The organism is Demequina sp. NBRC 110056, from assembly GCF_002090155.1.
Classification (GTDB): Bacteria; Actinomycetota; Actinomycetes; order Actinomycetales; family Demequinaceae; genus Demequina.
In genome coordinates this window covers 58,075-83,486 of sequence record NZ_BBRM01000008.1, presented here as the reverse complement: position 1 = coordinate 83,486, position 25,412 = coordinate 58,075, and the positions used below count along the sequence as shown (strand labels likewise).

28 protein-coding genes are annotated in these 25,412 nt (G+C 72.7%); 11 read left to right on the top strand and 17 right to left on the bottom strand.

Features of this window, described 5'->3' with window-relative positions; all coding sequences use genetic code 11:
• Positions 1 to 35: 35 nt before the first annotated feature.
• The 5 genes from B7K25_RS12740 to B7K25_RS12720 all read right to left on the bottom strand — a co-directional run bounded on the left by B7K25_RS12740 (position 36) and on the right by B7K25_RS12720 (position 4,222).
• Positions 36 to 410 carry an HNH endonuclease gene (locus tag B7K25_RS12740; RefSeq protein ID WP_084106511.1) on the bottom strand — a complete coding sequence of 125 codons (375 nt, stop codon included), beginning with the start codon at positions 408 to 410 and terminating at the stop codon, positions 36 to 38.
• Between the two features lie 88 nt (positions 411 to 498).
• On the bottom strand, positions 499 to 972 hold the full coding sequence (locus tag B7K25_RS12735) for a methylated-DNA--[protein]-cysteine S-methyltransferase (RefSeq protein WP_084106633.1): 474 nt from the start codon (positions 970 to 972) through the stop codon (positions 499 to 501).
• Positions 972 to 2,471, bottom strand: coding sequence for an AlkA N-terminal domain-containing protein (locus B7K25_RS12730; protein WP_144019009.1), 1,500 nt, complete (start codon positions 2,469 to 2,471; stop codon positions 972 to 974). The genes B7K25_RS12735 and B7K25_RS12730 overlap by 1 nt, the downstream gene beginning before the upstream one ends.
• Before the next feature lie 76 nt (positions 2,472 to 2,547).
• The gene (locus B7K25_RS12725) at positions 2,548 to 3,123 is read right to left on the bottom strand and encodes a dienelactone hydrolase family protein (RefSeq protein ID WP_159450212.1); all 576 of its coding nucleotides are present in this window, start codon (positions 3,121 to 3,123) and stop codon (positions 2,548 to 2,550) included.
• A 58-nt stretch (positions 3,124 to 3,181) separates the two neighbouring features.
• Positions 3,182 to 4,222: an aminotransferase class V-fold PLP-dependent enzyme gene (locus tag B7K25_RS12720; protein WP_084106505.1), complete on the bottom strand. Its 1,041-nt coding sequence runs from the start codon at positions 4,220 to 4,222 to the stop codon at positions 3,182 to 3,184.
• A gap of 78 nt (positions 4,223 to 4,300) precedes the next feature.
• On the opposite strand from B7K25_RS12720, the gene B7K25_RS12715 reads away from it, so the two are divergent.
• A complete protein-coding gene (locus B7K25_RS12715) occupies positions 4,301 to 5,200 on the top strand; it encodes a LysR substrate-binding domain-containing protein (protein ID WP_084106503.1) in 900 nt (299 codons plus the stop codon).
• A 74-nt stretch (positions 5,201 to 5,274) separates the two neighbouring features.
• Positions 5,275 to 6,558 (top strand): ATP-binding protein, encoded by a 1,284-nt coding sequence (locus B7K25_RS12710; protein ID WP_084106501.1) that lies wholly within the window; start codon positions 5,275 to 5,277, stop codon positions 6,556 to 6,558.
• Positions 6,559 to 6,620: 62 nt separating this feature from the next.
• On the opposite strand, the gene B7K25_RS12705 is transcribed toward B7K25_RS12710, so the two are convergent.
• The 3 genes from B7K25_RS12705 to B7K25_RS12695 are packed head-to-tail and all read right to left on the bottom strand — an operon-like array spanning position 6,621 to position 9,979.
• Positions 6,621 to 8,483: a carbohydrate-binding domain-containing protein gene (locus tag B7K25_RS12705; protein WP_084106499.1), complete on the bottom strand. Its 1,863-nt coding sequence runs from the start codon at positions 8,481 to 8,483 to the stop codon at positions 6,621 to 6,623.
• A 24-nt stretch (positions 8,484 to 8,507) separates the two neighbouring features.
• Positions 8,508 to 9,293 carry a polyphosphate polymerase domain-containing protein gene (locus tag B7K25_RS12700; protein WP_084106498.1) on the bottom strand — a complete coding sequence of 262 codons (786 nt, stop codon included), beginning with the start codon at positions 9,291 to 9,293 and terminating at the stop codon, positions 8,508 to 8,510.
• Complete coding sequence (locus B7K25_RS12695; protein ID WP_084106496.1) at positions 9,290 to 9,979, bottom strand: DUF4956 domain-containing protein; 690 nt, start codon at positions 9,977 to 9,979, stop codon at positions 9,290 to 9,292. The genes B7K25_RS12700 and B7K25_RS12695 overlap by 4 nt, the downstream gene beginning before the upstream one ends.
• A gap of 119 nt (positions 9,980 to 10,098) precedes the next feature.
• Here B7K25_RS12695 and B7K25_RS12690 point away from each other — a divergent pair, with 119 nt between their 5' ends.
• Together B7K25_RS12690 and B7K25_RS12685 are read left to right on the top strand one after the other, a co-directional pair.
• Positions 10,099 to 10,782 (top strand): response regulator transcription factor, encoded by a 684-nt coding sequence (locus tag B7K25_RS12690; protein WP_084106494.1) that lies wholly within the window; start codon positions 10,099 to 10,101, stop codon positions 10,780 to 10,782.
• Complete coding sequence (locus tag B7K25_RS12685; RefSeq protein WP_144019008.1) at positions 10,779 to 12,206, top strand: cell wall metabolism sensor histidine kinase WalK; 1,428 nt, start codon at positions 10,779 to 10,781, stop codon at positions 12,204 to 12,206. Before B7K25_RS12690 ends, B7K25_RS12685 begins: the two co-directional genes overlap by 4 nt.
• Positions 12,207 to 12,256: 50 nt before the next feature.
• Here the strand turns inward: B7K25_RS12685 and B7K25_RS12680 are convergent, their stop codons facing one another.
• Both B7K25_RS12680 and B7K25_RS12675 read right to left on the bottom strand, forming a co-directional pair.
• Positions 12,257 to 12,610: a YciI family protein gene (locus B7K25_RS12680; protein ID WP_084106490.1), complete on the bottom strand. Its 354-nt coding sequence runs from the start codon at positions 12,608 to 12,610 to the stop codon at positions 12,257 to 12,259.
• Between the two features lie 93 nt (positions 12,611 to 12,703).
• On the bottom strand, positions 12,704 to 14,293 hold the full coding sequence (locus B7K25_RS12675; protein ID WP_084106489.1) for an ABC-F family ATP-binding cassette domain-containing protein: 1,590 nt from the start codon (positions 14,291 to 14,293) through the stop codon (positions 12,704 to 12,706).
• A 140-nt stretch (positions 14,294 to 14,433) separates the two neighbouring features.
• Here B7K25_RS12675 and B7K25_RS12670 point away from each other — a divergent pair, with 140 nt between their 5' ends.
• Complete coding sequence (locus B7K25_RS12670) at positions 14,434 to 15,021, top strand: DUF6518 family protein (RefSeq protein WP_084106487.1); 588 nt, start codon at positions 14,434 to 14,436, stop codon at positions 15,019 to 15,021.
• A gap of 34 nt (positions 15,022 to 15,055) precedes the next feature.
• Here B7K25_RS12670 and B7K25_RS12665 read toward each other — a convergent pair whose 3' ends face one another.
• Entirely contained in the window at positions 15,056 to 15,484 is a 429-nt protein-coding gene (locus tag B7K25_RS12665; RefSeq protein WP_084106486.1) for a cupin domain-containing protein, read from the bottom strand.
• 141 nt (positions 15,485 to 15,625) lie between these two features.
• Between B7K25_RS12665 and B7K25_RS12660 the strand changes: the two genes are divergently transcribed.
• On the top strand, positions 15,626 to 16,273 hold the full coding sequence (locus B7K25_RS12660) for a DNA alkylation repair protein (protein WP_084106485.1): 648 nt from the start codon (positions 15,626 to 15,628) through the stop codon (positions 16,271 to 16,273).
• A 140-nt stretch (positions 16,274 to 16,413) separates the two neighbouring features.
• On the opposite strand, the gene B7K25_RS12655 is transcribed toward B7K25_RS12660, so the two are convergent.
• The 3 genes from B7K25_RS12655 to B7K25_RS12645 are packed head-to-tail and all read right to left on the bottom strand — an operon-like array spanning position 16,414 to position 18,011.
• On the bottom strand, positions 16,414 to 16,647 hold the full coding sequence (locus tag B7K25_RS12655; protein WP_200807965.1) for a DUF4287 domain-containing protein: 234 nt from the start codon (positions 16,645 to 16,647) through the stop codon (positions 16,414 to 16,416).
• A gap of 29 nt (positions 16,648 to 16,676) precedes the next feature.
• On the bottom strand, positions 16,677 to 17,651 hold the full coding sequence (locus B7K25_RS12650; RefSeq protein WP_084106483.1) for an SRPBCC family protein: 975 nt from the start codon (positions 17,649 to 17,651) through the stop codon (positions 16,677 to 16,679).
• A gap of 21 nt (positions 17,652 to 17,672) precedes the next feature.
• The gene (locus tag B7K25_RS12645) at positions 17,673 to 18,011 is read right to left on the bottom strand and encodes a metalloregulator ArsR/SmtB family transcription factor (RefSeq protein ID WP_084106482.1); all 339 of its coding nucleotides are present in this window, start codon (positions 18,009 to 18,011) and stop codon (positions 17,673 to 17,675) included.
• Between the two features lie 109 nt (positions 18,012 to 18,120).
• Here B7K25_RS12645 and B7K25_RS12640 point away from each other — a divergent pair, with 109 nt between their 5' ends.
• A complete protein-coding gene (locus B7K25_RS12640; RefSeq protein ID WP_234988268.1) occupies positions 18,121 to 18,480 on the top strand; it encodes a YciI family protein in 360 nt (119 codons plus the stop codon).
• A 13-nt stretch (positions 18,481 to 18,493) separates the two neighbouring features.
• Here B7K25_RS12640 and B7K25_RS12635 read toward each other — a convergent pair whose 3' ends face one another.
• A complete protein-coding gene (locus tag B7K25_RS12635) occupies positions 18,494 to 18,997 on the bottom strand; it encodes an SRPBCC domain-containing protein (RefSeq protein WP_159450211.1) in 504 nt (167 codons plus the stop codon).
• A 218-nt stretch (positions 18,998 to 19,215) separates the two neighbouring features.
• Here B7K25_RS12635 and B7K25_RS12630 point away from each other — a divergent pair, with 218 nt between their 5' ends.
• Positions 19,216 to 21,108, top strand: coding sequence for a sodium:proton antiporter (locus tag B7K25_RS12630; RefSeq protein ID WP_084106480.1), 1,893 nt, complete (start codon positions 19,216 to 19,218; stop codon positions 21,106 to 21,108).
• 80 nt (positions 21,109 to 21,188) lie between these two features.
• On the opposite strand, the gene B7K25_RS12625 is transcribed toward B7K25_RS12630, so the two are convergent.
• Both B7K25_RS12625 and B7K25_RS12620 read right to left on the bottom strand, forming a co-directional pair.
• On the bottom strand, positions 21,189 to 21,860 hold the full coding sequence (locus B7K25_RS12625) for a DsbA family protein (RefSeq protein ID WP_084106479.1): 672 nt from the start codon (positions 21,858 to 21,860) through the stop codon (positions 21,189 to 21,191).
• 37 nt (positions 21,861 to 21,897) lie between these two features.
• Entirely contained in the window at positions 21,898 to 23,925 is a 2,028-nt protein-coding gene (locus B7K25_RS12620; RefSeq protein WP_084106478.1) for a GMC oxidoreductase, read from the bottom strand.
• 305 nt (positions 23,926 to 24,230) lie between these two features.
• On the opposite strand from B7K25_RS12620, the gene B7K25_RS12615 reads away from it, so the two are divergent.
• The 3 genes from B7K25_RS12615 to B7K25_RS12605 are packed head-to-tail and all read left to right on the top strand — an operon-like array spanning position 24,231 to position 25,380.
• Positions 24,231 to 24,659: a hypothetical protein gene (locus B7K25_RS12615; protein WP_084106477.1), complete on the top strand. Its 429-nt coding sequence runs from the start codon at positions 24,231 to 24,233 to the stop codon at positions 24,657 to 24,659.
• Positions 24,656 to 25,153: a hypothetical protein gene (locus B7K25_RS12610; protein ID WP_084106476.1), complete on the top strand. Its 498-nt coding sequence runs from the start codon at positions 24,656 to 24,658 to the stop codon at positions 25,151 to 25,153. Before B7K25_RS12615 ends, B7K25_RS12610 begins: the two co-directional genes overlap by 4 nt.
• Positions 25,153 to 25,380, top strand: a complete 228-nt coding sequence (locus tag B7K25_RS12605) for a helix-turn-helix transcriptional regulator (RefSeq protein WP_084106474.1) — start codon at positions 25,153 to 25,155, stop codon at positions 25,378 to 25,380. The genes B7K25_RS12610 and B7K25_RS12605 overlap by 1 nt, the downstream gene beginning before the upstream one ends.
• Positions 25,381 to 25,412 lie beyond the last annotated feature (32 nt).

Here is a 25,412-nt window from a genome sequence, read left to right as displayed (position 1 = left end):
GGGTCTCCCGCCAGCCTAGGTGACGGGTGGCTCGCTCACACCTCGGGCGCGGAGCCGTCGGGCGCGGCGAGCGCTGCGCGGCGCAGCTCCACCCAGCGCTCGAGGAACGCCCGCTCGTCGAGGCGCTTGCGCCGCAGCCACTGGGTCACCTCGGTGTTGCCCTTACTCGCGTTGCATGAGCGGCACGCGGGCACCACGTTGTCGGCGGTGTAGCGGCCGCCGCGCGACAGCGGGAGCACGCAGTCCTTCTGGAGCGTGCCCTCGCCACCGCCGCAGTAGGCGCACGCGCCCCACGCGTCGCGCAACTCGGCCCACTCGGCCGAGGTGAGGTCGTTGTCGGCCCGGCGCATGCGAGCCGCGCGTCGCCGTGCGTAGCGAGCACGCGCCGCCTTGCTCGTCACCACCCTCATGACGCCAGGCTAGGCGCGGGCGACGCGAGCGGGCCGATGCCCCGCCGGCCAGGCGCCCTCGACAGCCAGCCTCGTCAGATGACGCTCGTCAGGCTGACTCGCGTGCGAGCAGCGACCGCTTGACGTCAACCCCCCACGCGAAGCCCGTAAGCGCACCTGAGGCCCCGTGGACCCGGTGGCAGGGCACGAACAGTGCGATCGGGTTCGCGCCGCAGGCGCCCCCGACTGCGCGGCTCGCTCCCGGGCTGCCCAGCTCCTGCGCGACCTCGCCGTACGTCCGGGTCTCGCCGGCGGGGATCGCTCGCAGCGCCTCCCAGACCCGCTCCCGGAACGCGGTGCCGCGTGCCTCGACGGGGACGCGACCCGGCGCGGAGGCGTCGCCCGCGTAGTAGGCAGCGACCGCATCGGCGGCCTGGACCGTGCCGTCGACCGATCCGGCGAGCCCGGCTCGAGCCGCCACCTCGGCGGGGTCGGCCGACCATGCTGCGGCGACGACGTTGCCGTCGCGTTCGACGACGGTGAACGGTCCGTCGGGGGTGTCGAGGGTCTGGTGGGTGAGCATCACGGCTCCTTCCTCGCGGGCGCGGCGGCCCGCCACAGGTGCATCATCAGGTAGCTGCGCCACGGTCGGTGGCGCTCGGCATAGACGGCGAGGTCGCGCGGGGCGGACGGCAGCCCGAGGGCCGCGGCGCCCGCGCGCACCGCGCTGTCGCCCGTGAGCAGCAGGTCGGGGCGGCCGAGGACGCGCAGCGCCACGTAGTGCGAGGTCCAGGGGCCGATGCCGGGGATGGCCTCGAGGTCGCGCGTGAGGTCCGCGAGCGTCCGGCCGGCATCGAGCACGAGGGTGCCCTCCGCGACGGCCGATGCGGCGGCGGCGAGAGCGCGGCGCCGTCCCGCGGGCCCGCGCACCACGCGCTCGGCGTTCTCCGCGACGACCGTCGGGGTGGGGAACGCCCGCTCGACTCCGGTGCCCCGCGCGGCCTCGGGAAGCGGTGCGCCGAGCTCGTCGACGAGCCCTTGGACCGCGGTGCGCGCGCTGGCCACGGTGACCTGCTGCCCGAGGATCGCGCGCACGAGCATCTCGAACGGGTCCACGGTGCCGGGGACCCGCAGCCCGGGAGCGGCGGAGACCGACGGCGCGAGCGCCGGGTCCATCGCGAGCGCGACGTCCACGGTCATGGGGTCCGCGTCGAGGTCGAAGAGCCGCCGCAGCCGCGCGAGCAGCTCGGGGAGGTCGTCGAGGTGGGTGAGGCGGGCGCTCACCCCGACGTGGTCGACCGCTGGCTCGAGCGCGACGGCGGCGATGCCGTGGCTGAGAGCGATCGCGCGCGAGAAGGCGCTGGCGTCCACCCGCTCGAGGCCGCCGATCGCGCGAGCCGCGAGCCACGTCACGATCTCGCCGCCCGCGAAGGGCTCGCGAGCGCGCAGGCGCAGGGCGATCGCGCCCGCCTGCTCCGACGCCGGACCACGTGAGGCGGCGCGTCCCCGCGGCGCACCCGACGCCCGCAGCGCGGTCGGGGTCATCGCGAACACCTCCGCGATGGTGTCGTTGAACTGACGGATGCTCGAGAAGCCCGCGGCGAACGCGACGTCGGAGGCCGGCATCGTGGTCGACACCAGCAGGTGACGCGCAGTCTGCGCGCGCTGGGCGCGGGCGAGAGCGAGCGCGCCCGCGCCGAGCTCGTCGACGAGGATGCGGCCCAGCTGGCGCTCGGAGTAGCCGAGCCGCCGCGCGAGCCCTGGCACGCCCTCGCGGTCGACGGTCCCGGCGCCGATGAGCCGCATGGCGCGCGCCGCGACGTCCTCGCGAAGGTTCCACGCCGGCGAGCCGGGCACGGCCTCCGGCAGGCAGCGCTTGCACGCACGATAGCCGGCGAGGTGGGCGGCCGCGGACGTCGGGTAGAACGTGCAGTTGGCGGCCTTGGGCGTGAGCGCGGGGCAGCTGGGACGGCAGTAGATCCCCGTCGATCGCACGGCCGTGACGAACTGGCCGTCGAAGCGGCGGTCGCGGCCGGCGACGGCTGCGTAGCAGGCGTCGAAGTCGAGGGCAACGGGGCTCATGTGCACCAGCGTGCCCTCCGCGGCGCCGATGCGCTAGCGGGTTTCGGACACAGCCGTGGGTGCGGTCGTGGTCGCCTCAGTCGAGGGAGGCGAGGAAGTCCGTCATCCTCTCGTAGAGCCGATGCGACGCCTCGGCGTCGTACTCGTGCCAGCCCTCGAACGCGAACAGATGGGCGTCGCCGTCGTAGGTAACGTCCTCGAGCGCGCCGTCCGAGACCGCGACGAGAGCCGCCGCCTCGTCGGCGGTGCACCACTCGTCGCCCGTGGTGCGGTGCAGCTGCCCCGGGACGCCGGTCGGCCAGGCGGGCCCGTCGATCCACTCGGGCGTGATGAGCCCGCTGACGAGCACCGCCGCGGCCGCATCGTCCCGGTGCAGCGCCAGGAGCTGCGCGACGCACGCTCCGAAGGAGAACCCGGCATAGACCACCGGCCCGTCCATGTCGCGGATCTGGGAGGCGACCGCGTGGACGAACGCGGGAGGACCACCCTGGCCGTCGGCGAACGCCACCGCGGTGTCGAGATCGTGGAAGGTCTCGCCGCCGAACATGTCAGGGGTCTCGACCACGTGCCCGTCCTCGCGCAGCGCGTCGGCCCAGGCATGGACGTGGCTCGTGAGACCCAAGGCGGAGTGCAGCAGGACGATCGTGGCCATGGGCGCTCCTTGCGACGGCGGTGCGGGCGTTCGGCTCTCGACGCTACCCGCTCGACCGTCACGCGGCGACGGGAAGGCCTGCCCTGACGGCATCCACCGCGAGCGCGAGGTCGCGCGCGCCGTTGTAGACGTGGAAGCTGAGTCGCACGCGGCCCGCGCGGGCCGAGGCGCGTACGCCGGCGGCGGCGACCGCGCGCGCATCGGCCTCGAGCGAGACGATCGCGCTGCCCGCGCTGCGCAGGCCGACCGCGCGACGCAGCTCGTCCGCGAGCGCCGTGGTGTGCGCGAACGCGGCACGGGCGTCGGTGCGCGCGTGCAGCTCGAGGGCGAGCGCGGCGGACTCGAGCAGCTGCCACGGTGGCGAGCAGTCGAGGCGCCGAGCGGTACCGCTGAGCGCGGGAGCCGAGCCGTAGAGGTTGTCCCAGGGCGCATCGGCGCCGTACCAGCTCGCGTAGGCAGGCCGCAGCCACCGTCCGGCATCGCGCACGCCGGCCACGGCGATGCCACGCGGCGTGGTGAGCCACTTGTAGCCGGCCGCGACGACGACGTCGAGCCTGCGCGCATCGATGGGGAGCCACGGCAGCGCCTGCGTCGCGTCGACGAGCGTGCGGGCGCCCGCCGCGTGCGCCGCGTCCGCGAGCGCGTCCAGGTCGAGGACGCGGCCGTCGCGCGACTGGACCGCGCTGACCGCCACGAGGTCGACGCCCGGACGTACCTCGTCGATGAGGGAGTCCAGCGGCACGGCGCGCACCTCGAGCCGCGGGTCCGCCTGGAACGGCCAGGGCACCGAGCTGAAGTCCCCCTCGGCGACGAGCACCCGGGCGCCTGGCGGCAGCGACGCGGCCACCAGGCCGACGATCTGGGACACGGATCCCGCGATGGTGACGTCCGCGGCGCCGAGACCGATCATCGCGCCATAGGCGGCGCGGATCCGGTCGACGACGGGATCCATCGCGGCGGGGTCGAGCGTCGCGCCCGCCCAGTCGTCGGCGGCGGCGCGCAGGGCGGCGGCGGATGCCCGTGACGGCAACCCGTACGCGGCGGTGTCGAGGTAGCCGCGCGGCACGTCGAAGGCGCTGGCGATCCGGGGGTCGAGCATGCCTCCATCGTCGGGGCGCGGTTGAACAACGACAAGATCTCCCTTCTATGGTCAACACCTCGATATCATCGAGGTGTCATGATCGACGTCGAACGACTCCTCATCCTGCGCGAGGTCGCCCGCGCGGGCTCGAAGGCAGGCGCCGCCCGCGCCCTGGGCCTCGCCGAGCCGACCGTCGCCCACCACCTGGGCGCACTCGAGCGGCGCGCCGGGGTGCCGCTGACCGCCCGCCACGGTCGCGTCACCCGGCTCACACCCGCCGGTGAGGCGCTGCTCGAGCACGCGGAGGCCATCGCCACGTCGCTCGCGAGCGCGGAGCGTGCGCTCCAAGCTCATGCCGACCTGGGCACGGGCCGCTTGCGGATCGCGTCGTTCACCTCGTTCTGCGCCGTCACGCTGCCCGCACCGCTCGCGCAGTTCGCGCGACGCTACCCGGGGATCGAGGCGGGCCTCGTCGAGACGGAGACCGACGACGCGCTGGCGCTGCTCGAGGCGGGCGAGGTGGACCTGGTGATCGGGTTCGCCGACGACGTGACCCCGCCGCCCGCGCACCTGCCCATCCGATGGCTCGACCACGACGAGTACCTCGCCGTGCTGCCCGCCACGCACCCGCTCGCGCGGCGCGAGACGGTCGACATCGCGGCGCTCGCCGAGGAGACCTGGATCTCCGGGTGCCAGCGCTGCCGTGCCCACCTCCAGGCGCTCGCGCACGCGGGCGGGTTCGAGCCGCAGATCGCCTTCCAGACCGAGGACTACGTCACCGTCCAGCGTCTGGTCGCGGAGCGGCTCGGCGTGGCGATCCTGCCGCGCATGGCGCTCGCCGCCTCCCCCGAGGTCGCGGGGATCGTCACCGTCGCCACCGCACCCACCAGCTTCCGGGAGGTCTTCCTCGCGCTGCCCCGCGAGGCCACGCCGGCGGCCACGGCGTTCGCGGAGCTGCTCGCCCCCGGCGGCACCGGCAGCGTCAAGGGCAGGTAACGATCACGCCAAACCTCTGGTCACGGTGACCACGCGGCGGTTACATTCCCCCCACCCCCGACGGAGGAGGCGACATGGCCCCGTGGCATATCCGCGATGCGCGCAACGACGACTTGGACGGCGTGCTGCGCCTCTGGGAGCACTCCCGCCAGGCCGGCGTGGAGCCCGCCTACCCGCTCGCCGAGGTGCTGTCCTCGTGCCGCGAGGACATCGCCGTGGTCGCGGTCGCGGGCGACCAGGTGGTGGGCGCCGCGGTCAGCCGCGAGGCCCACAACCAGGCGTGGATCGTCTTCCACGGCATCGACGAGGCGTGGCGCGGCCGGGGCATCGGCTCCGCGATGCTGCGGGAGCTGGAGCTCCGCATGCGCGGCCACGACCCAACCACGCTGTCAGCCCTGGTCCCGGCCGACGAGACGCGCGTCGACGCGTTCCGCCACGCCGGCTTCGCGGAGAAGAAGGCGTTCCGCTACTTCGAGCGGCACGTGCCGGTGCAGCGCGAGGAGGCCAGCCACCTCGCGGAGCTCGGGGGCCGTAGCATGCCTCCCCACCTGTGGGATGCGGTCGGCGGGATGCGGCGCGAGAAGGAGCTGCTCGAGCAGCGCCTAGTGCTGCCGCTTGCGCGCCCCGACCTCGCGACCCAGTTCGGCGTCGCCCCTCCCCGCGCGGTCGTGCTGTTCGGCCCGCCCGGGACGGGGAAGACGACGTTCGCGAAGGCCATCGCCTCCCGACTCGAATGGTCGTTCGTGGAGGTGTTCCCGTCGCGACTGGCCGCCGACCCCGCCGGGCTCGCGGGCGCGCTGCGCGAGACGTTCCGGCGCATCGGCGAGCTCGAGCATGCGGTGGTGCTGATCGACGAGGTCGAGGAGATCGCGTCCCATCGCCGGGGGGATCCTCCGTCGCCGCTGCAGGGCGTCACCAACGAGCTGCTCAAGATCATCCCGGCCTTCCGCGAGCGCCCGGATCGCCTTCTCGTCTGCGCCACGAACTTCATCCGCTCGCTCGACAGCGCGTTCCTGAGGCACGGGCGCTTCGACTACGTCATCCCCATCGGCCTACCCGACGAGGAGGCGCGCGAGGCGATCTGGGAGCGCTACCTGCCGGCGACCTCGCGCGGCCGGGTCGACCTCGGCGCGCTGGTGACGGCGTCCGCCGGGTTCACGCCGGCGGACATCGAGTTCGCCGCCCGGCGTGCCTCGCAGGGGGCGCTCGAGGTTGCCGTGGGCGGCGGGGCGATCGACGGCTCGGCGGGCCCCGGCACCGACGACTACCTGCGTGGCATCGCGGCGACTCGCGCCACGGTGCCGCCGGAGATGGTCGCGGAGTTCGAGGAGGACATCGACTCGCTCGCGCGGGTCTGAGCACGGTCCGCGGTTCCGCTCGCACGTGCCTCGGACAGGCTCGCGAGCGGAACCGCTGGCCGTCAGCTGGCGGTGACGGTGCCCGCCTCGGTGCCGCCCGACACCGTGCCACCGACGACGAGCCCGTCGGTGTCCTCGCCAGAGACCGTGCCGCCGAAGACCACCGTGTAGGTGTCGCCGGCGACGAGGTCGGGGCTCGACAGCACGAGCGTCTGCGAGTCCTTGGGTGAGGTGAACGAGGCGACCACGTCGCCATCCGCGTCGACCACCGTCACGGCCTCGCCCGCGGACACGGTCTGGCCGTACGAGACGCCCACGACCGCCTGGTCGCCGCCGCTCGGGGCCTGCGCCATCCCGGCCGAGCCCGTCGCGAGGAAGGTGCCGCCGTCGATGGTGAACGAGCCGTCGTAGTCGAGCGCGCCGTTCCCGCTCGACGTCGGCCCCGCCACGACCACGGTGCCCCCGGTCATCTCGACGCTGCCGTTCGAGTCGACGCCATCGCCGTCGGCGTCGATCATCCAGGTGCCGCCGGAGATCTCGATACGGACGCCGTCGGCGCCGCTCTCGCCGCCGATCGCGGCGGTCGAGGCCTCGACGGCACTCGTCGCGGTGTCGGCGGTCTCCGTGTCCACCGACGTCACCAGGGCGGCGGAGACGGCCGATGCGCTGGTCGCGGCGACCTCGGAGGTCGCGGCCGCGGCGCTGGTCGAGTCGTCGGAGGAAGCGTCCGAGGATGCGCCCGGTCCCCCGGAGCCGCGCTCGGGACGAGAGCCGTCACCGCTGGGCATGTCACCACCGGGCATCTGACCGCCACCCATGCCGCCCATGCCCAACTCGGAGCCCGAGCCGTCGGTCGCGTTCAGGCCGTCGTCGGAGGACACGATGGTCGCCTCGCCGCCGGACAGCAGGATCACGCCGGCCTCGAGGCCCTCGTAGGACGAGGTCACCTCGACCGTGCCGCCATCGATGCGCAGGATGCCGTCCGCGTGGATGGCGTCGTCCTCGGCCGCGATCGCGACGTCGCCGCCCGTGATGGTGGCCTGCACAGCGGCGTCGATCGCATCCGAGGCTGCCGTGATGTCGAGCGAGCCTCCCTCGATCCACACCACGCCTACGGCCTTGTCCGGCTCGTCGGCGTCCGCGACGTTGTCCGACCGCAGCCCATCGCCACCGGCGTCGATCGTGAGATCCCCGCCGCGGATCACGAGGTGGTCCTTGCCGCGCAGGCCGTCGTCGGCCGCGGTGACGGACACCGTGCCGGAGTCGATCACGAGCGAGTCCTTGGACGTGATGCCGTCCGCGACGGCACCCTCCACGGCCAGCTCGCCGTCGCCGGTGATGAACAGGTCAGAGCTCGCGTAGATCGCGGCGTTGGCGCCGTCCGCGGACTCCGTCGCGTCGGCCGTCTCCGCGACGGCGTTGCTGGAGCCGCTCGCGAGGTGCAGCGCGACCTGATCCGCGGCGACCACCTCGATGGCGCCGGACTCGGAGGAGGTGATGTCGACCCCGTCCAGGACGAGGTGGACGTCCTCGCCGTCGGCGTCGACCACCACCTTGCCGTCGCTCAGGGTTCCCGACAGCACGTAGACGCCGGCTTCCGAGATCGTCACGACGTCGCCGTCGACGCTCACGCCCGAGCCGCCGCTCGAGCCGCCGTCGGCGAGGGTCACCTCGACCGCGTTGGCGGTCGACACGGCGAGGTCCAGTTCCTCGACGTCGAGGTCCGCGAACGTGGCCTCGGTGAGGCTCGCGAGGTCCACGGTCACCTCGGACTCGGTGGAGACGGTGGACGTGTCGCTGGCGTCCTCCTGGACGGTGCCCGTCGACGAGGTCGTCTCGGCGTCCTCCGAGGCGGGTGAGCAGGCGGTGAGCAGGAGCGACCCTCCGACGAGGAGAGAGGCGAACATCAGGGCTGGCTTCTTCATGGCGGTGCCTTTCTGGGTGCCGGCTCAGGCCGGCTGGGGGACGGTGACGTGGCGGCGCAGGGTGCGTGCCCAGCGGTTCGCGGGGAGCTCGGGGCGCAGCGCCGCGAGGGACGTGCAGTACTTGGACACGCGGGACGGGCGGATGCCGAGCGCCCACAGCGCGCGGTCCACGGCGCCCGCGCGGGACGCGGACTTGGTCTCGACGATCAGCGCGCTGCCGAAGTCGACGGCCTCTCCTGATGCCGCACGGCCGGTGACGTGGGAGTCCACGGTGACGCGCGCATCGGCCGTCAGCAAGGTCGTCCGCGCGTAGGAGGTGGTGAGGGTCTCCCGGAGGGCGCCCACCGCGCCCGCGGTCTCGCCGAAGCCGGCGACGAACGTGCGTGCCGCGGCCGGGAGGAACGGCCCTGCCGAGCCCTGGACGCGCGCCGGCTCGAGCCACTCGCGGTGCTTGACGGTCTCGCCGGTGCGCGAGCGCAGCTTCACCTCGATGGCGTGGGTGCCGGTCTCGATGTAGTGGCGGGTCCGGACCTTGAAGCGGGCGGGGCGCCGGTGCGCCGCCGACCGGTACGACGTGAGCTCCGGGGTGTCGTAGTACACGGACTCGTAGCGGAAGGTGCGGAGCCCGTCGATCTCGAGCACGCGAGGCGCCGGGTCGAGCGAGCCGAGGGCGACGGCCCAGTCAGCGGGCGACACGAGGTACTTGCGGTCGGTGCGGGTCTGGAGGGCCGCGGCGGCGTCGAGCTCGGCGAGGTCGACGGGCTCGAGGCGGGACGTGGCCTCCGGCCAGCCGATGCGGGAGCCGGTCATCGTCCGCTCCCCGCGAGGACCGGCTCGACGGCCGTGGCGCGCTCGGCTTCGGCCGCGCGCGTGATGGGTTTCGCACCGCCTCGCGGCACCGTGTAGCGGACGTCGACGAGGGTCGTCTCCTGCACGAGGTCGACCTTGCGGACCTGCACGCGGTGCACCGTCGCGTCGAGCAGCTGCTCCAGGTGCGCCTTGAGGCTGGCCTCATCGGTGAAGGACTGGTCGAGCACGATCTGCTGCTGTCGGGAGCGCGCGAACAGCGCGGGGTTGTCGCCCACGGCGATGACGCCGAGCAGGACGGCCATGAGGGTGAAGCTCACCGTCGGCGAGATCGACGGGAACCCGCCGAGCAGACCCAAGGCGATGGCGGTGAAGTAGTACGCGATCTCCGCGTGGTCCATCTCCGTCGACCGCAGCCGGATGATCGACAGCACGGCGAAGATCCCCAGGCCGAACCCCAGGGAGATCTCCGCGTTGGTCATGGCGTAGGTCACGCCCATGACGCCCACGTTGATCGACAGGAACGCGACGATCATGTCGCGGCGCCGGTGGCGCGGGAAGTACAGGCCGAAGACCATGACGGCGATGGCGATCAGGTCCGCGATGATGAAGGCGTAGATGGGCACGTCGGGGGCTCCGCTCGGTCGGGGCTCGTGGTCCGGGGCGGACGGCGAGCCGTTGACCTCCATGTCACCAACCGAACCTGGGAGATCCCTGGGAGCGACGGCACAGCATCCTGGGACGTCCTCCCGGCTCCCTCCGTGCGCGCTCCCAGCGTTTTCCCAGGCAGGAGTGTGAGACTGGAGACATGCCAGACCGACGCATCCTCGTGGTGGACGACGAGGACAACCTCCGCACCATGCTCGCCGCGGCCCTCAAGTACGAGGGCTACGCCGTCGCGCAGGCGAGCGACGGGGCCGAGGGCCTGCGCGCCGTGCGCGAGGGTCGCCCCGACCTCATCATCCTCGACGTGATGATGCCGAACGTGGACGGCTTCGCCATGTGCCGCCGACTGCGCGAGTCCGGCGACCGCACGCCGATCATCTTCCTCACCGCCCGCCACAGCGCCGAGGACAAGGTGCAGGGCCTCACCATCGGCGCCGACGACTACCTCGACAAGCCGTTCAACCTCGACGAGCTGGTCGCGCGCGTCGAGGCGGTGTCGCGACGGGTCGAGCGCTCGCCGTCCGCGGCGGACACGTACACCGTGGCCGACCTGGTGCTCGACGACGTCTCCCACCGCGTCACCCGCGACGGCGCCGAGGTCCACCTGTCGCCCACCGAGTACCGGCTGCTCAAGCACCTGATGCAGAACGTGGGCCGGGTGCTGTCCCGCGGGCAGCTGCTCGAGGCGGTCTGGGGCTACTCGGCGGACGACGACCCTGGCGTGGTCGAGACCTACATCGGGTACCTCCGCCGCAAGGTCGACACCGTCGACCCCCGGCTCATCCACACCGTGCGCGGCGCCGGCTACGCCCTGAGGGCGCCGTGAGCGAGCCGGCCGCGGCTCCCGACGGCGGCGCCGCTGCGCGTGCCGGGAGGCCGTCGCAGCGCGGCATGTCGCTGCGGAGCCGCCTCATCGTCGGGTTCGCCGCGATCGCTGCCGTCGCCATCGGCGTGGCGATCGTCGTGACGGCGTCGACCACGAGCTACCAGGTCGCCCAGCTCGACGAGCGACTCGCGAGCTTCGCCGGTCCGTCCTTCATCGACCAGCCGCTGCAGGACCTCCCCGGGGGCCAGCGCAGCGAGCTCACGCGCCCGTCCGACGCCTTCCGTGGGTACATCGCCTCGACGGGCGAGACCTACGTGTTCCTGCGTCCCAACGTGGAGGATGCCCCCACCTCGGTGCCTGAGATCTCGGTCGCGGACCTGGACCCCGCCGCGGCGACCTACCTCACCGTGCCGGCATCGTCGGGAGACGGCGAGTTCCGCGTCCTCGCCCGCCCCGCCGGCGAAGGCTGGGACGTCACGGCCCTGTCGATGGACGCCGTGAACTCCTCGACGCAGCGCCTCATCCTCATCGAGACCATCGGGATCGCGCTCATGCTCGCGGGCCTCGCGCTCGTGGCCTGGTGGGTGATCCGGCTGGGCGTGAACCCCATGCGCCGCATGGTCGACGCGTCGACTCGCATCGCCGACGGGGACCTGTCGGTCCGGCTCGAGGGCGCCGGCACGGGATCGGAGTCAGCCGAGCTCGCCGCTTCCCTCAACGCCATGATCGGCACGCTGACCTCGTCGCTCGAGGAGCGCGAGCGCTCCGAGTCTCGCCTCCGAGAGTTCGTCGCCGATGCGTCGCACGAGCTGCGCACGCCGTTGACGACGGTTCTGGGCTACTCCGAGCTGCACCGCAAGGGGGCGCTGCGCCTCAAGGCCGACCAGACGGACGCATGGTCGCGCACCGAGGCCGAGGCGTTGCGCATGAAGCGCCTGGTTGACGACATGCTGGAGCTCGCGAAGTACGACGCCGAGCCGACGCTCGCCCGCGAAGCGCTCGACCTCGCCGCCCTCGCCGCCGATGTCGCCGAGGGCGCCGCCACGGCGTTCCCCGACACGTCCTTCACGACGACCGGGGAGGCCGTCACGGCGACGGTCGACGCCGATCGCGTGCGCCAGGCGCTGCTCAACGTGCTCACGAACGCCGCGACGCACGGCGGATCGACCGTGGACATCGTCGCCGCCGCGACGGACGCCGGCGCGCGCCTCACCATCACCGACGACGGGCCCGGCATGCCGCCCGAGGTCGCCGCCCGCGCGACGGAGCGGTTCGTCCGCGGCGACGCGTCGCGACAACGCGCCACCGGGGGCGCGGGGCTCGGGCTGGCGATCACCGCCGCGATCGTCGAGGCGCACGGCGGCACCCTGACGGTCGAGTCGCAGCCCGGTGCCGGCACCACGGTGACGTTCACGCTGCCCTGAGCGAGCGCATCGGCCCTCCGTCCGCCCTGACCCTGGAGCGCCGCCCTCCCTCACCGGGGTGACGGCGCCTCGAGCGCGTCCCAGTCGTAGAACGGCCGTACCTCGATGGCTCCGAGACGCGCCATCGGGTGCTCGAGCGCGATCTCCACCGCCTCGTCCATCGAACGACAGTCCAGGATGTCGATGCCGGCGATCTGCTCGTGACGTTGGGTGAAGGGACCGGGCGTGACGAGGCGGCCGCTCGCCCGCCACCGCACGGTGCGCGCCTGCCGGGCCGGTGCAAGGCGATCGCCGAAGAACCGCGCGCCCGACTCGTCGTGACGGTGCACCCAGGGCTCGACGTCGTCGTCGCCGGGCAGCGGCTCCTCGATGGGCTCGGTCAGGACCAGCATGAGGTACTTCATCGTGTCTCCCCCGTCGCGGTGCCGTCCTCCCATCATGCTCCGCGGTCGCCGAGGCTTCCTGCTCAGGCGCCCGCGCACCGCACCGAGACCCCACTACAGGGGGACGTCCGTGAACCCGCCACCCTCGAGCGTCCAGGAGCGCGTCGGCCGCAGCGCCTCCACGAAGTCCGCGTCGTGACTCACCACGATGAGCGCGCCGCGGTAGTCCGCGAGCGCGTCGAGCAGGTGCTGGCGCGACGCGAAGTCGAGGTTGTTGGTCGGCTCGTCGAGGATGAGGAGCTGCGGAGCGGGCCGCGCGAGCAGCACGGAGGCGAGGGCCGCCCGGAACCGCTCGCCCCCCGACAGCGTGGACGCGACCGCCTCCGCGGCCCGGCCACGGAACAGGAACCGCGCGAGCGCCTCCCGCACCTCGTGGGGCGACGCACCCGGCGCGGCGGCACGAACGTTGTCGACCACGGTGAGCGCGGGTTCGAGGACGTCGAGGCGTTGGGGCAGCAGGCCGGGCGGCACGTGCACCGCGGCCGTGCCGGAGAGCGGGTCGACGGCGCCGAGCATCGTCTGGATGAGCGTGGTCTTGCCGGCGCCGTTCGCGCCCGACAGGACGATGCGCTCGGCGCCTTGGACGCGGGCGCTCACCTCGGCGCCGGTGCGCAGGACGCAGTGGTCGAGCGTGGCGACGTCGCGCCGCGCCGGCACCTCCGTTCCCGGCAGGTCGACACGGATCTCGCGGTCGCGGTCTGCCGCGGCCTCCGCGGTGTCGAGTCGGTCTCGCGCGGTCTCGAGCCTGTCCTCGTGGATGCCGGTCACGCGCGCGAGCGTCGCCTGCGCCTGGCGCTTCTTCGCGCTCGCGAGGATCTTGGGCATGCTCTCGGCCTTCTTCGCTCCGACCTTGCCGCGGCGTGCGGCGCCCTCGACGTAGGTGCGCAGCTCGCGATGCTGGCGTGCGACGTCGGCCTTCGCCGTCCGCACATCCTGCTCCGCCCGCTCCCGCTGCGCCGCGAGCTCTGCCTCGTAGTCGTCGAGCGCGCCGCCGAACGTCCGCACGGATCCGCGGCGCACCTCGAGGATCTGATCGACGCGGCGCAGCACCGAACGATCGTGCGTCACGACGACCGTCGCGCCGGCGCGGGCGACGATCGCGTCGATCACCTGGGCCGTCGCCCGCTCGTCGAGGTTGTTGGTGGGCTCGTCGAGCAGCAGCAGGTCGGGCTGATTGATGAGCGCGGTCGCGATCGCCAGCCGCGTCGCCTCGCCGCCCGACAGCTCGCCGACGACGCGGTCGAGGGTGCCGTCGGGCAGTCCCAGCGACCCGAGGACCGCCTCGGCGCGCGCCTCGGCGTCCCAGTCGTCGCCGATGACGTCGTAGTGCGCGGGGTCGACCGAGCCCGCCTCGACCGCGCGCAGGGCCGCGCGGATGGCGCTCAGGCCCATGACCGCATCGGCGCTCAAGGCCGGGTCGAGCGCGACGTCCTGCGGGACGTACGCGAGGGTGCCGGCGCTCGTGACCGTCCCGCGCTCGGGCTCGAGGTCGCGGGCGAGAAGGCGCAGCAGCGTCGACTTGCCGGCGCCGTTGGCGCCGACGATCCCGGTGAGGCCGGGCGGAAGGGTGCCGGACACGTCGACGAGGCACGGGGTGCCGTCAGGCCAGGACAGGGTGAGGTGGGCAAAGGACAGGGCAGGCATAGGTTCTCGCAATCGTCTGGGTGCGGGTGCGCGTGGCCAGACAGCGTCTGGCGAACCTACTTCTTCAAGGGACTGCTCCTGTCGTGTGCGGATGCGACGCTCGATGATACCGCGACCGCCCGCGGCCTATCCTGACGCCTGTGAGAGCCCGCCTTCCCCTCGCGCTCGGCGCGGCCATGCTCGCGGGCGGCATGATGTCGTTCGGCCAGACCGTGGCCCCCGACGCGATCGCCCCGCTGTTCAACTCCGCCGCCCCTGTCGTGGCGGTCGCGGCGGCCGTGTCTCTAGCAGCGCGCGGGCCGTGGAGCCACGTCACGCTCGGGGCGCTCGCGGGGCCGCTCGTGATGGTGGGCTACTACGCCACGGCGTCGCTGCGCGGGTTCGGCGTCAGCGCCTCGTGGGTGGTCCTGTGGTGTGTGGCGGGCGTGCTGTTCGGCGCCGTGATGGGGCTTGCCGTGTGGCTGCTGCGTGGCCACGGAGCGGCCTGGCTTCGGCCGCTGGCTGCGGCGGTGCTCCCCTCGGTCGCGGTGGGCGAGGCGGCGCACGGGCTGGCCCGCATCTCGGAGTCGACGCCGGTCGGGTACTGGTGGGCGCAGGCGGCGATCGGCGTCGCGGTCCTGGCGTGGACGGTGGCGACCCGCCTCACTGGGGTCGCGGCGACGCTGGTCGCCTGCGGCGCGACCGCCGCCGGGGCGGCCGCGGTGTTCGCGGCGTACGGCGCTTTCTAGGTCTCGTCGCGCCGGAGGGCCGATGCGCCCGTGGCTACCACGGCATCGGCACGTCGGTGATGGGGTGGGCGTCGTCGGGCAGGTGCGGCAGGTCGTCGCCATCGCCTCGGATGCACAGCCACGTGAGCGGCCCGTCGCTGTCGGGCAGGGCGCGCCAGGTGCGCATCACCCCCTGGCCCACCCGGATCGCCGTTCCGGGTCCGACGTCGACCACGTCGTCGTCGAGCCCCATCTGGCCGGTGCCCGTGAGGAAGATGTAGAGCTCCTCGTCGGAGCTGTGGGCGTGCCAGTAGCCCGCCTCCTCGCCCGGCACCAGGGAGTTCGCCGTCGCTCCCACGTACTGCATGGGCAGCTCGTGGTCGATGACTCGGCGGCCGTCCCGCATGCGACCCTCGCGGAACCCGCCGTGGTGGTCCCTCCACGCGTCGGTGGGGCCGAGGTCGATGCGCTGGTAGTCGCTCACTCGACCGAGTCTGACACACCGCCCCCTCGCTTGTAGGAGCGATTTCTGCGCGCTTCGCGCTCACACGGCACGCTGTAGGACGATTTTCTCTGGGTACGCGGGCACTGCCCGCGACACTCCCTCGCTCGTACGCTGGGAGCCATGGCCACACTCGACGAGGCGATGGAGCTGCTGCGCGAGCGCGCGACCGAGCAGCGCCTCGCTGACCTGTCGAAGTGGGGCATCCCCTCCCGTCATGCGATCGGGGTGCCGGTGAAGGACATCCGCGCGGTCGCCAAGCTCGTGGGCACGGACCACGCGCTCGCGGAGGAGCTGTGGTCGACGGGCATCTACGAGGCGCGGATGCTGACGTCCTTCGTGGGGGACCCTGCGACCCTCACCGCGGAGCAGATGGATTCCTGGATGGCCGATGTCGACGACTGGTCGCTGTGCGACACGCTGTGCTTCGGGTTCTTCGACCGCTCCAACCACGCCTGGGGCCGGGTCGATGCGTGGGAGTCCGACGAGCGGCTCTACGTGCGCCGCGGCGCGTTCGCCCTGTTGTGGGCCCTCGGAAGCCACGCTCGCGACGCGGCTCCGGAGGAGTTCATCGCGCGTCTGCCCGCATGCGAGCGCGCAGCGTCCGACCCGCGCCCGCACGTGCGCAAGGCCGTGGACATGGCGCTGCGGTCGATCGCTCGCCGGGGGCCGGACGTCCACGCCGCCGTCGCCGAGACGGCGGGTCGGTTGGCGGCGAGCGACGATCGCGGCGCGGCTGCCATCGGCCGCGCCGTCGCGCGGCGGATCTGACGACCGAGCAGCCTGAACGTACCCGGCGCGCGTGGCCGTCCTCCTGCATGCCGGTCTCGGGCGAACGGCGCAGAGATCCTTCCTCCAGCACGCGGCCCGCGGATGAACCGCGCAGAGAACCTTCCTACAGAAGCCAGGGCTCAGGCGAGCTTCGCCTTGACGTAGGCGACCACGGCGTTCGCGTGGCCGTGGCCCATGCCGTGCTCGTCCTTGAGGACGGACACCACCTCCATGTGCGGCTTGCCTGCCACCAGTCCGTCGGCCGCAACGTCGAGCCAGTCCTGGATGGGTCGCCCGTAGGTCTTCTCGATGCTGGGGAAGTACGACGCGGGACCCTTGACCTTGGCCCCGGGGTCGACCTCCGGCGCGACCACGCGGTGCGCGCCGGAGGCCTGCTCGGCGCTCACGCGAGCTGCCCCTCGAGCCGGGCGTAGGAGGCCTCCATGCCGTCGACCATGCCGGTGCCGATGATCATGTCGCGGACCTCGGCGTTCGGGTAGGTGATGACGAGGGTGAGCAGCGTGCCGTCGGCGTGGGGGGTGAGCGTGAGCTCGTTGACGTTGGGCTCGCCGGGCATGCCGACCATCGACTCGGTCGTCACCTCGCGGTGGGGCGGGTCGACCTCGAGCAGCTCACCGGTGAAGCCGAACGGCTCGCCCGGCGTGCCCTCGTTCGGCGCCCACTCCTGACGGAAGGTCTGGCCGACCTCCTGAGCGGGCTCGGCGACCGTCATGGTCCAGCCGTCGGGGCCCAGCAGCCACTGCTTGAGAAGCTCGGGCTCGTGGTGGGCGCGCCAGACCTGCTCCACGGTGCCGCGGATGACGCGGGACACGCGGACCTGGGTGTCGGACAGGATCTGCAGGTCGGCCACGTTGCCCGCGGCGAAGGACCTCAGGTCCGCGAGCACCGCGTCGATCTGGCCCATCGCGGACGTCATGCCCTCCTCCATGCCCATCTCGAGCAGCTGCTCGAGCTGCTCCGCGGAGCCGAACCACGTGGTGGTGGTCAGGCGCGAGCCACCCTCGTGGTCCTCGAAGAGGAACGTCATGCGCATGCTCGGCATGTCCGTGTTCTCCTCCCCGTCCTCGGTGGCGAAGCCGTCGCGCACCTCGAAGGAGTGGCCGGGGTCGACCGCGAGGAACTCCCAGAAGCCGCCCGAGTGCTCGCCGTCGGGACCGCTCATGTAGTACGAGCTGCGCCCTCCGGGGAACACGTCGTGGCGGGTGAAGGTGGCGGGCCAGCCCTCGGGCCCCCAGAACTTCTCGATCTGGCGCGGGTCGACGTACGCCTCCCAGAGGCGCTCGCGGGTCGCGGCGAAGTCCGCGACGACGGTCATCGTGAGGGACTCGGGATCCTTGGAGACGGAGGTGATGGGCATGATGGGGACCTTTCGGGAGTGCTACTCATCGTCGGCGAGCAGCGCGTCGAGACGTCCGATGCGCGATCGCCAGATCTGCTCGTAGCGGTCCAGGAGGGCTTGCGCCCGGCGGATCGCCTCGGGATTGCCGCGAACCTTGCGCTCACGACCATGGGGATGCTTGGTCACGAGACCTGCTCCCTCCAACACCGCGACGTGCTTCTGCACGGCCGCGAAGGACATCTGATACTCGCCGGCGAGCTCGGAGACGGACGCCTCGGACGCGAGGGTCCGCCGCACGATGTCGCGGCGAGTGGCATCGGCGAGGGCCCGGAAGATCCGGTCCACCTCGTCGTCGGTGAGCTCAGTTTCTACAACCATTTGGTTGTACATTACGACGCGCCGATGCGCGTGTCAACAGTTCTGTCGAGGTTCGGCTCGGTCGTTCGTCACCATGGTGACGACGAGCCCACTGCCCAAGGAGGCGGACGTGAAGTACGTGATGATGATCATCCACGGGGACACCGAGCACTCGGCGGCCGACGCCGAGGCCGCGCCCACGGCGGAGAGCTGGTTCGACGAGGCGCGCGCTCGCGGCGCGTACGACCTCGGGGTCCGCCTCGAGGAACGTGAGACGGCGCGCACGGTGCGCGTGCGTTCCGGCGAGACCCTCGTGACGGACGGTCCCTTCGCCGAGACCCGCGAGTGGGTCGCAGGGTTCGCGCTGATCGAGGCCGCGGACGAGGCCGAGGCGATCGACCTCGCGCGCCGCAATCCCGCCGCGCACTGGGGCCGGGTCGAGATCCGCCCCGTGCACAGCTTCGGCGGCCCGCTGCTCGGCGAGGAGTGACGAGCGCGCCACCTCAGCCCTCGCCGCGCGCGTAGAGGCGCTGCAGCTCCTCGAAGTGCTCGTCGCTGAAGACCTCGGCCGGCCGCTCGCCGGCCAGGTGCTGCGCGAGGCGGTCCAGATGCCAGTGCCACCCCGCCGCGAAGTCCGGGTCGCGCGGGTCGGGCGCGAGGTGATCGAACGTGAGAGCCGTTCCAGCGCCATCCGCGTCCACCATGAAGCACACGTGCCAGCGGCCACCGGGCCCGCCCCACGCGTACTCGAGGACGCGCCCCTCGTCGTAGCCGAGCACGTCGCCGCTGGCCGGCTCTCCCCCGGTGTCGAAGGTGACCGCGCCGCCCACCCGTGGCTCCAGGCTCATGCGGAACGCCCACGCGGCGGTGGCGTCCGCATCGGTGATCGCGGCCCACACGGCGTCCGGCGCCGCGTCGAGCGAGCGCTCGAACCGCAGCACCGCCACCGCGTCGACGTCGATCACCCGCCCCTCGTCGGCGGGGTCGAGCGGAGCGACGTCGTCCATGTCCGCCAGTGTGCCCCAGCCACGCGCGCGGCGCGCGGCGAGCGAGACCCGGCGAGCGCATCGGCCCTCCACGGGCGCTCTCCCGGTGCTCCTCACCCCTCCTCGCGAAAGTGGGCCCACGTTCATCGCGGAGTCCGCCGAGGCAAGGAAAGTGCGCCCATTTTCGCCACGAGTGGCGTTGGAGGTGTGCGGAGACGCGTGCGGTCTACGCTCTGTCCATGACCATCGCCGGCACCCTCGTGGTGATCCTCGCCGCAGGGCTCCTCGCGCAGCTGATCGCCGCCCGCGCGCGCATCCCCGCCATCGTCGTGCTGATCGCCGCCGGCCTCCTGCTCGGGCCCTTCACGGGAGTGGTCCAGGTGCCGGGCAACTCCGAGGAGGTCAGCGCGCTCATCGGCCTCGGCGTGGCCGTGGTGCTCTTCGAGGGCGCGATGGACCTGCGGCTGCACGAGGTCAAGGACCAGCGCATCGGCATCCGCCGGCTCACGCTCCTCGGGCCGCCCGTCGCGATGGTGCTCGGCGCGCTCGCGGCGCACTACGTCGGCGGGCTCGAGTGGCCGGTCGCCTGGGTGCTCGGCGCGCTCCTCGTCGTCACCGGTCCCACGGTGATCATCCCGCTGCTGCGCCAGGCGCGTCTCGACAAGCACTCGGCGTCGCTGCTCAAGTGGGAAGGGATCATCAACGACCCCATCGGCGTGCTGCTCGCGCTGATGACGCTGCAGTACGTGCTCATCGTCGACGCCGCGATCGACCCCGACCTCGCGAACATCGCCCAGGCCATCGGCGTCGCCTCGGTGGTCGTCACCCTCGTGGGCGCCGTGCTCACCGCCGTGGTCCTCGGCGGCGTCGCCGGGTTCGGCATCGGCATCGTGTTCCGCCGCGGCTGGGTGCCTGCCCACCTGCAGTCCCCGCTGCTGCTCGTCCTGGTGCTGGTGATCTACTCGATCTCCGACCACGTGGTCCACGAGTCCGGTCTGCTCGCCGTGACGCTCATGGGCATCGTGCTGGGCAACATGCGCCTCGCGGATCGCGAGCGCCTGCTGGACTTCAAGGAGGGCCTCAGCGTGGTCGTCCTGTCCGCGCTGTTCATCATCATCCCCGCGCAGCTCGAGCTGTCGCAGCTGACGCTCATCGACTGGCGGATCGTCGCGTTCGTGCTCGTGCTGATGTTCGTCGTCCGGCCGCTCACCATCGCGCTCGTGACGATCGGCAGCCCCATCGGCCGCAAGGATCGCGTGCTGCTGGGCTGGATCGCGCCGCGCGGCATCGTCGCCGCGGCCACCGCCGGCGTCTTCGGCCCCGAGCTCGCCGATGCGGGCTTCGAGGACGGCGACGTGTTCCTGCCCACCGTCTTCCTCGTCATCATCGTCACCGTGCTCGCGCATGGCTTCACCATCGGCTGGCTCGCGCGCCGCCTGGGACTGTCGTCCGGCGAGGCGAACGGACTGCTCATCGTGGGCGCATCCCCGTGGACCGAGTCGCTCGCGGCCGCGCTGCGCCGGCTCAAGATCGCCGTCCTCGTCGCCGACGGCTCCTACCAGCGCCTCCAGCCGCTGCGCATGAACGACGTCCCCACCTACTTTGGCGAGATCCTGTCCGAGCATGCCGAGCTCGAGCTCGACACCTCGGAGCTGTCGTACGTGCTGTGCGCGACGGAGAACGACTACTACAACGCCCTCGTCGCGCGCTCGCAGGGAGCCGAGCGGGGCTTCCACCGCACCTTCCAGATCGCCACCCACGGCGAGTCGTCGGACGAGGCCAAGCGCCTGCCGTTCGAGCGCCGCGCCTCCTTCGCGTTCGACGGCGCGTGGGACTACGACGAGCTCAACGCCCGCATCGAGCAAGGCTGGTCGATCCACACCACGAAGCTCACCAAGGACTTCGGGTGGCAGCAGTGGCGGGTCCGCCAGCGTGATCGCGGCGTCGAGTGGATGCTCGTGGGCGAGCTGACGGCCCAGGGCGAGTTCCGGCTCTACTCCGACGAGCAGCGCTTCATCCCCGACACCGGGGCGACCGTCATCTACTTCGCGCCCGACCACTCCAAGCGGGAGCGTGCGGCCGAGCGGGAGGCGTCAGCCGCGAGCGCGCCCGACCCGGCCGCGGGCATCTAGCGCCCAGCGAGGCCGGCTCGTCGACGACCACCTCGGGCACGGCGGCGACAGCCGCCCAGGGCTTCGGTCGCGCCACCGGCTCAGCCGGCGTCGGCCGCCACGCGCTCGATGATCTGCGCGTACTGCTCGGTCTCGACGCAGCCAGGGATCGCCAGCCGCCCGCCCACGACCGTGAACGGGACTCCAGTAGCGCCGAGCTCGCGGGCCTTCGCCTCGTCGGCGAGCACCGACGCGGCGTAGTCCTCACCGTCGAGCACGCGAGCCGCGAGGTCGCGGTCGAGCCCGGCGGAGACCGCCGCGGCGATGAGGTGCTCGTGGCTGGAGAGGTCGACCTCTCCGGAGAAGTGGCCGCGCTGGATCGCCTCGCGGACGGCGAGGCCCAGGCCCGCCTCCGCGGCGGCCGCGATGAGGCGATGCGCGTCGAACGTGTTCGCGGTCACGCGGTCGGACACGTAGGGCAGGCCCTCGGCGCGGGCGAGTCCCGCGACCCGCTCGTCCATCGCCTCCGCCTGCTCCGCCGATGCGCCGTACTTGCGCGACAGCATGTCGATCACCCGCTCGGGCTGATCCTGGTGGGGGTCGAGCTCGAAGGCGTGCACCACGAGCTCGATCGAGCGCCCCGTGCTGAGGGCGGCGTCGCGCAGACGCGCCTCGCCCACGTAGCACCAGGGGCAGATGATGTCCGCCCACACGTCGATGCGCAGGGGCTCGTCGGCGGGGGCGTCGGCAGGGTTCACAGTCGTCTCGGTCACGCCACCCCAACGTGCGAGCGCCCGCGGGGATTCCTCATCAGATCGCGTACCCGTCGTCGGAGCCGCCGGAGCCCACCGCGGCGTCCATGATCCGGTAGGCGTTCGCGATGATCGTGAGCACGGGGTTGACGCCGCCGTTGGTGACGTGCGCGGACCCGTCGACGACGCGCAGGTTGTCGTGCCCCCAGACGCGCCCGAGCGGGTCGAGCACGCTCGTGCCGGCGTCGACGCCCATGCGACAGGTGCCCGCCTGGTGCTGGCCCACGCTTGGCCCCTGCCCGAGGGTGCGCGCGCCGAGCGGGACCACCGTGCTCGCTCCGGCGGCGCGCAGCCATTCGAGGGCGCGGTTGGTGAGGAAGGTCTGGACGCGCAGGTCCTCGGGGTGGATGTCGCCGCTGAACCGCGCCACCGGCATGCCGAACGCGTCGGTGACGCTGCCGTCCACGGTGACCCGCGCATCGGCCCTCGTCATCTCGTGGACCGGGCCGACCACGCGCTGGAGGCGCGGGAGGAGATGCGCGAGGCCCGACAGCAGCTCCTCGCCGTGGAAGGGCAGGAGGCGTGCGTCTTGGAGCGCGGACAGCGCCGATGCCGGGGTGGGGACGAAGTCGTTCGCGAGCATGCCGCCGCCCACGAGGCCGGGGTTCGCGTGGCGGAAGTCGTGGGTCGCGATGCCGGGGCCGGGGCCTCTCCCGTCCTCGACCGGGTCGGCGAAGACGCCGATCGCGCCCGCGTAGACGTGGGCCTGGAGGTGCCTTCCCACCTGGTCGCGGTTGTTGCCGATGCCGGCGGGCTCGCGGTCGGTCGGGCTCGCGAGGAGCAGCCGCGCGGTCTCGATGGCGCCGGCGGCGAGCGCGATCTCCTCCGCCTCGACCGGCGTCTCCCACGGCCCGTGCGCGTCGTGGCCGCGCAGCACCGCGCCGGTGACGCGCCCGCCCGCGTCCGCGGTGAGCTGCACGGCCTGGGCGCCCGTGACGATGCTGAGGCGGCCGGTGCGGGCCGCGCGCCACAGCGTCGTGTTCTGCGACCCCGCCTTCGCGCCCACGGGACAGGCGAAGCCCACGCACTGCGAGCACCGGATGCACGCGGCGCGGCCGCGATAGGGCTCGGAGTTGATGAGCAGGGGCACGTGCTGCGTGGTCCAGCCCAGCCGGTCGGCGCCGCCGCGCAGTCTCTGAGCCGCGGCGTTGCGGGGCATGGGCGGCAGGGGGTACGGGCTGGACCGCCGTCCCTCGGCGACCGCGTCGCCGGTCGCGCCGCTGACGCCCCACTCGAACTCCGCGTGCGCGTAGTACGGCTCCATGTCCTCGTACGTCACGGGCCAGTCCGCGAGAGCGGATCCCTCAGGCACGCCGTACGTCGAGGCCATCCGGAAGTCCTCGGGGCAGAACCGCCACGCCTGCGCGCCGTACACCCGCGTGCCGCCGCCGAGGGTCATGGCGTTGTTGCCCCACCGGGGGTCGGACGGGTCCACCTCCTCGCCGTCGGTGCCGATGCGCGGGTTGCCGGCGAGCGGGGGCCCCGTGAGGACGTCGAGACGGGCGTCTGAGCGCGGATTGCGCAGGTGGTCCTCGGCGAGCGTCGCCGTCGAGGGGGCGTCGCCTCGCTCGACCACGAGCACGGACCGACCGGCCTCGGCGTACTCCTGGGCGGCGACGCCGCCGCCGGCGCCCGAGCCGATCACCACGACGTCGTACCGCCGGCGCAGCTCGGTCCGCGGGACGAGGCAGGCCAGCACCTCGTCGGGCAGGTCGGAGCCGTCCGGCACGTCGGCGACGGTGTCGCGCCAGCCGACGGTGCGCCGCGTGTCCGGGCGCGACACGTGGACCTGCGCGATGAGGCGCGCGATCCACTGTGCGTCGGGATCGTTCGCGAGGGCGGAGGCATCCCGGCCCTTGGCGCGCCGGTTGAGGTCGGCGAAGCGCTGCGCCCACTCCGGGTGGTCGGACTGGAGGATGTGCGCGACCTCGGCGACGGTCCCGTCCTGGCGGGCGATGCGGCTCTCGGCCGCGGGGAGGATCGCATCCGCCCACGCGGCGAGCGCGTCGTGGTCGACCCCCGTCATGACGCCAGCCTAGGCCGGTTCGGTGACGCTCTTGTTTCGTCGCCGCTGTGCCGCTCGGCTTCGGAAGGTGGCAGGCGAGCTCGAGCCAGCGAGCGCATCGGCCGTCCGCCCGCCCACGCCCTCGTCCTCCCCCTCCGCACCTGCGCCGTTGCCGCCGGGTGCGGGTGGGGCCCATCTCGTGCATCAGGTGCCGCCGATGCACATGGCGGGCCCTGCTCGCGCGAGGTGATGTAAAGAACTCTTGACATGATGTCAAGGCCGCCTTACCTTGGGCGTGTAAAGAACTCTTGACATGGGGGACGCGCATGAGCTTCGAACAGCGGCAGACGGCGATAGGGCTGGCGATCAGCCTCGTCGCGGTCCTGACCTACGCCGGCGTCGTGGCCGTCCGCGCCCTCACCGACGACCTCCCTCTGACGGAGGTCGCGTGGCAGGGACCGCTACTCGTCACCATCGGCGCGGGAGGCGCGCTCTACGCCGCCGTCTACGTCGTGGGACTCATCCGCACCCGCGGCCAGCGACGGACGGACGAGCGCGATCGCCAGATCCGCACGGTGGCCGAGTCCACGGGAGCGGGGCTCGCGGGGCTCGGCGTGCTCGCGGCGCTCGTGATGCTCGCGCTCGACGTGGACACCTTCTACGTCGCCAACGTCCTCTTGCTCATGACGTGGCTCGGCTCGGTCGCCGAGGCCGGCACCGCGCTCGCCGCCTACCGAGAGGGGCTGGACGCATGACCGAGCACGAGTTCCGCGCCGCCGAGGACGACGAGCGCAGCCCCATGACCATGGACGAGCGTGCCGTCTGGGTGTCGCTCGTCGTCTTCGTGATCACGACCGGCGCCTACCTCGCCGTCGTCGTCCCCCGTGCGCTCAGCCAGCCCGTCGACGAGGTGTCGTGGGTGACGCCCATGCTGTGGGCGATCGGCATCTCCGTCGTCGGCACCATCGTGGGGTCGATCGTCGCCGCGATCGGCTCCGCCGTGGGCCTCGCGGCCCGTGGGCGCGACCCAGAGCTCGAGCTCGGCTCGGACGAGCGGGACAAGGAGATCAACCGGCTCGGCAGCCGCGCCTCCTACGGCGTGGTCAGCGCGGGCATGCTCGCCGTCCTCGTCCTCGCGATGATCGACGCGGACACGTTCTGGATCGGCAACGCCGCGTTCCTCTTCGGCTTCCTCGGCACGGTCACGGACTGCGTCGTGAAGCTTCGCGCGTACCGGAGGGGCTTCTGATGGGCCGCTCCACCAAGGTCACCAACGCCATCCGCGCCCTGAGGTTCGCGCACGGCGAGATGACCCAGGCCGACCTGGCGGAGCGCATCGGCGTCACCCGCCAGACGGTCATCGCCATCGAGCAGGGCCGGTACTCGCCGAGCCTCGAGATGGCCTTCCAGATCGCGCGGGCGTTCGGTGTCCCGCTCGATGACGTCTTCCAGTACCCCGAGGAGGACCCGGCCTAGTCCGGATCGCGCACCGCGCGCGCCACCACCTT

Excerpts from the sequence above, each read along its gene's own strand:
- B7K25_RS12740 (WP_084106511.1), bottom strand. The coding sequence starts at position 410 with ATGAGGGTGGTGACGAGCAAGGCGGCGCGTGCTCGCTACGCACGGCGA.
- B7K25_RS12735 (WP_084106633.1), bottom strand. The coding sequence starts at position 972 with ATGCTCACCCACCAGACCCTCGACACCCCCGACGGACCGTTCACCGTC.
- B7K25_RS12730 (WP_144019009.1), bottom strand. The coding sequence starts at position 2,471 with ATGAGCCCCGTTGCCCTCGACTTCGACGCCTGCTACGCAGCCGTCGCC.
- B7K25_RS12725 (WP_159450212.1), bottom strand. The coding sequence starts at position 3,123 with ATGGCCACGATCGTCCTGCTGCACTCCGCCTTGGGTCTCACGAGCCAC.
- B7K25_RS12720 (WP_084106505.1), bottom strand. The coding sequence starts at position 4,222 with ATGCTCGACCCCCGGATCGCCAGCGCCTTCGACGTGCCGCGCGGCTAC.
- B7K25_RS12715 (WP_084106503.1), top strand. The coding sequence starts at position 4,301 with ATGATCGACGTCGAACGACTCCTCATCCTGCGCGAGGTCGCCCGCGCG.
- B7K25_RS12710 (WP_084106501.1), top strand. The coding sequence starts at position 5,275 with ATGGCCCCGTGGCATATCCGCGATGCGCGCAACGACGACTTGGACGGC.
- B7K25_RS12705 (WP_084106499.1), bottom strand. The coding sequence starts at position 8,483 with ATGAAGAAGCCAGCCCTGATGTTCGCCTCTCTCCTCGTCGGAGGGTCG.
- B7K25_RS12700 (WP_084106498.1), bottom strand. The coding sequence starts at position 9,293 with ATGACCGGCTCCCGCATCGGCTGGCCGGAGGCCACGTCCCGCCTCGAG.
- B7K25_RS12695 (WP_084106496.1), bottom strand. The coding sequence starts at position 9,979 with ATGGAGGTCAACGGCTCGCCGTCCGCCCCGGACCACGAGCCCCGACCG.
- B7K25_RS12690 (WP_084106494.1), top strand. The coding sequence starts at position 10,099 with ATGCCAGACCGACGCATCCTCGTGGTGGACGACGAGGACAACCTCCGC.
- B7K25_RS12680 (WP_084106490.1), bottom strand. The coding sequence starts at position 12,610 with ATGAAGTACCTCATGCTGGTCCTGACCGAGCCCATCGAGGAGCCGCTG.
- B7K25_RS12675 (WP_084106489.1), bottom strand. The coding sequence starts at position 14,293 with ATGCCTGCCCTGTCCTTTGCCCACCTCACCCTGTCCTGGCCTGACGGC.
- B7K25_RS12660 (WP_084106485.1), top strand. The coding sequence starts at position 15,626 with ATGGCCACACTCGACGAGGCGATGGAGCTGCTGCGCGAGCGCGCGACC.
- B7K25_RS12650 (WP_084106483.1), bottom strand. The coding sequence starts at position 17,651 with ATGCCCATCACCTCCGTCTCCAAGGATCCCGAGTCCCTCACGATGACC.
- B7K25_RS12645 (WP_084106482.1), bottom strand. The coding sequence starts at position 18,011 with ATGGTTGTAGAAACTGAGCTCACCGACGACGAGGTGGACCGGATCTTC.
- B7K25_RS12635 (WP_159450211.1), bottom strand. The coding sequence starts at position 18,997 with ATGGACGACGTCGCTCCGCTCGACCCCGCCGACGAGGGGCGGGTGATC.
- B7K25_RS12630 (WP_084106480.1), top strand. The coding sequence starts at position 19,216 with ATGACCATCGCCGGCACCCTCGTGGTGATCCTCGCCGCAGGGCTCCTC.
- B7K25_RS12620 (WP_084106478.1), bottom strand. The coding sequence starts at position 23,925 with ATGACGGGGGTCGACCACGACGCGCTCGCCGCGTGGGCGGATGCGATC.
- B7K25_RS12615 (WP_084106477.1), top strand. The coding sequence starts at position 24,231 with ATGAGCTTCGAACAGCGGCAGACGGCGATAGGGCTGGCGATCAGCCTC.
- B7K25_RS12610 (WP_084106476.1), top strand. The coding sequence starts at position 24,656 with ATGACCGAGCACGAGTTCCGCGCCGCCGAGGACGACGAGCGCAGCCCC.
- B7K25_RS12605 (WP_084106474.1), top strand. The coding sequence starts at position 25,153 with ATGGGCCGCTCCACCAAGGTCACCAACGCCATCCGCGCCCTGAGGTTC.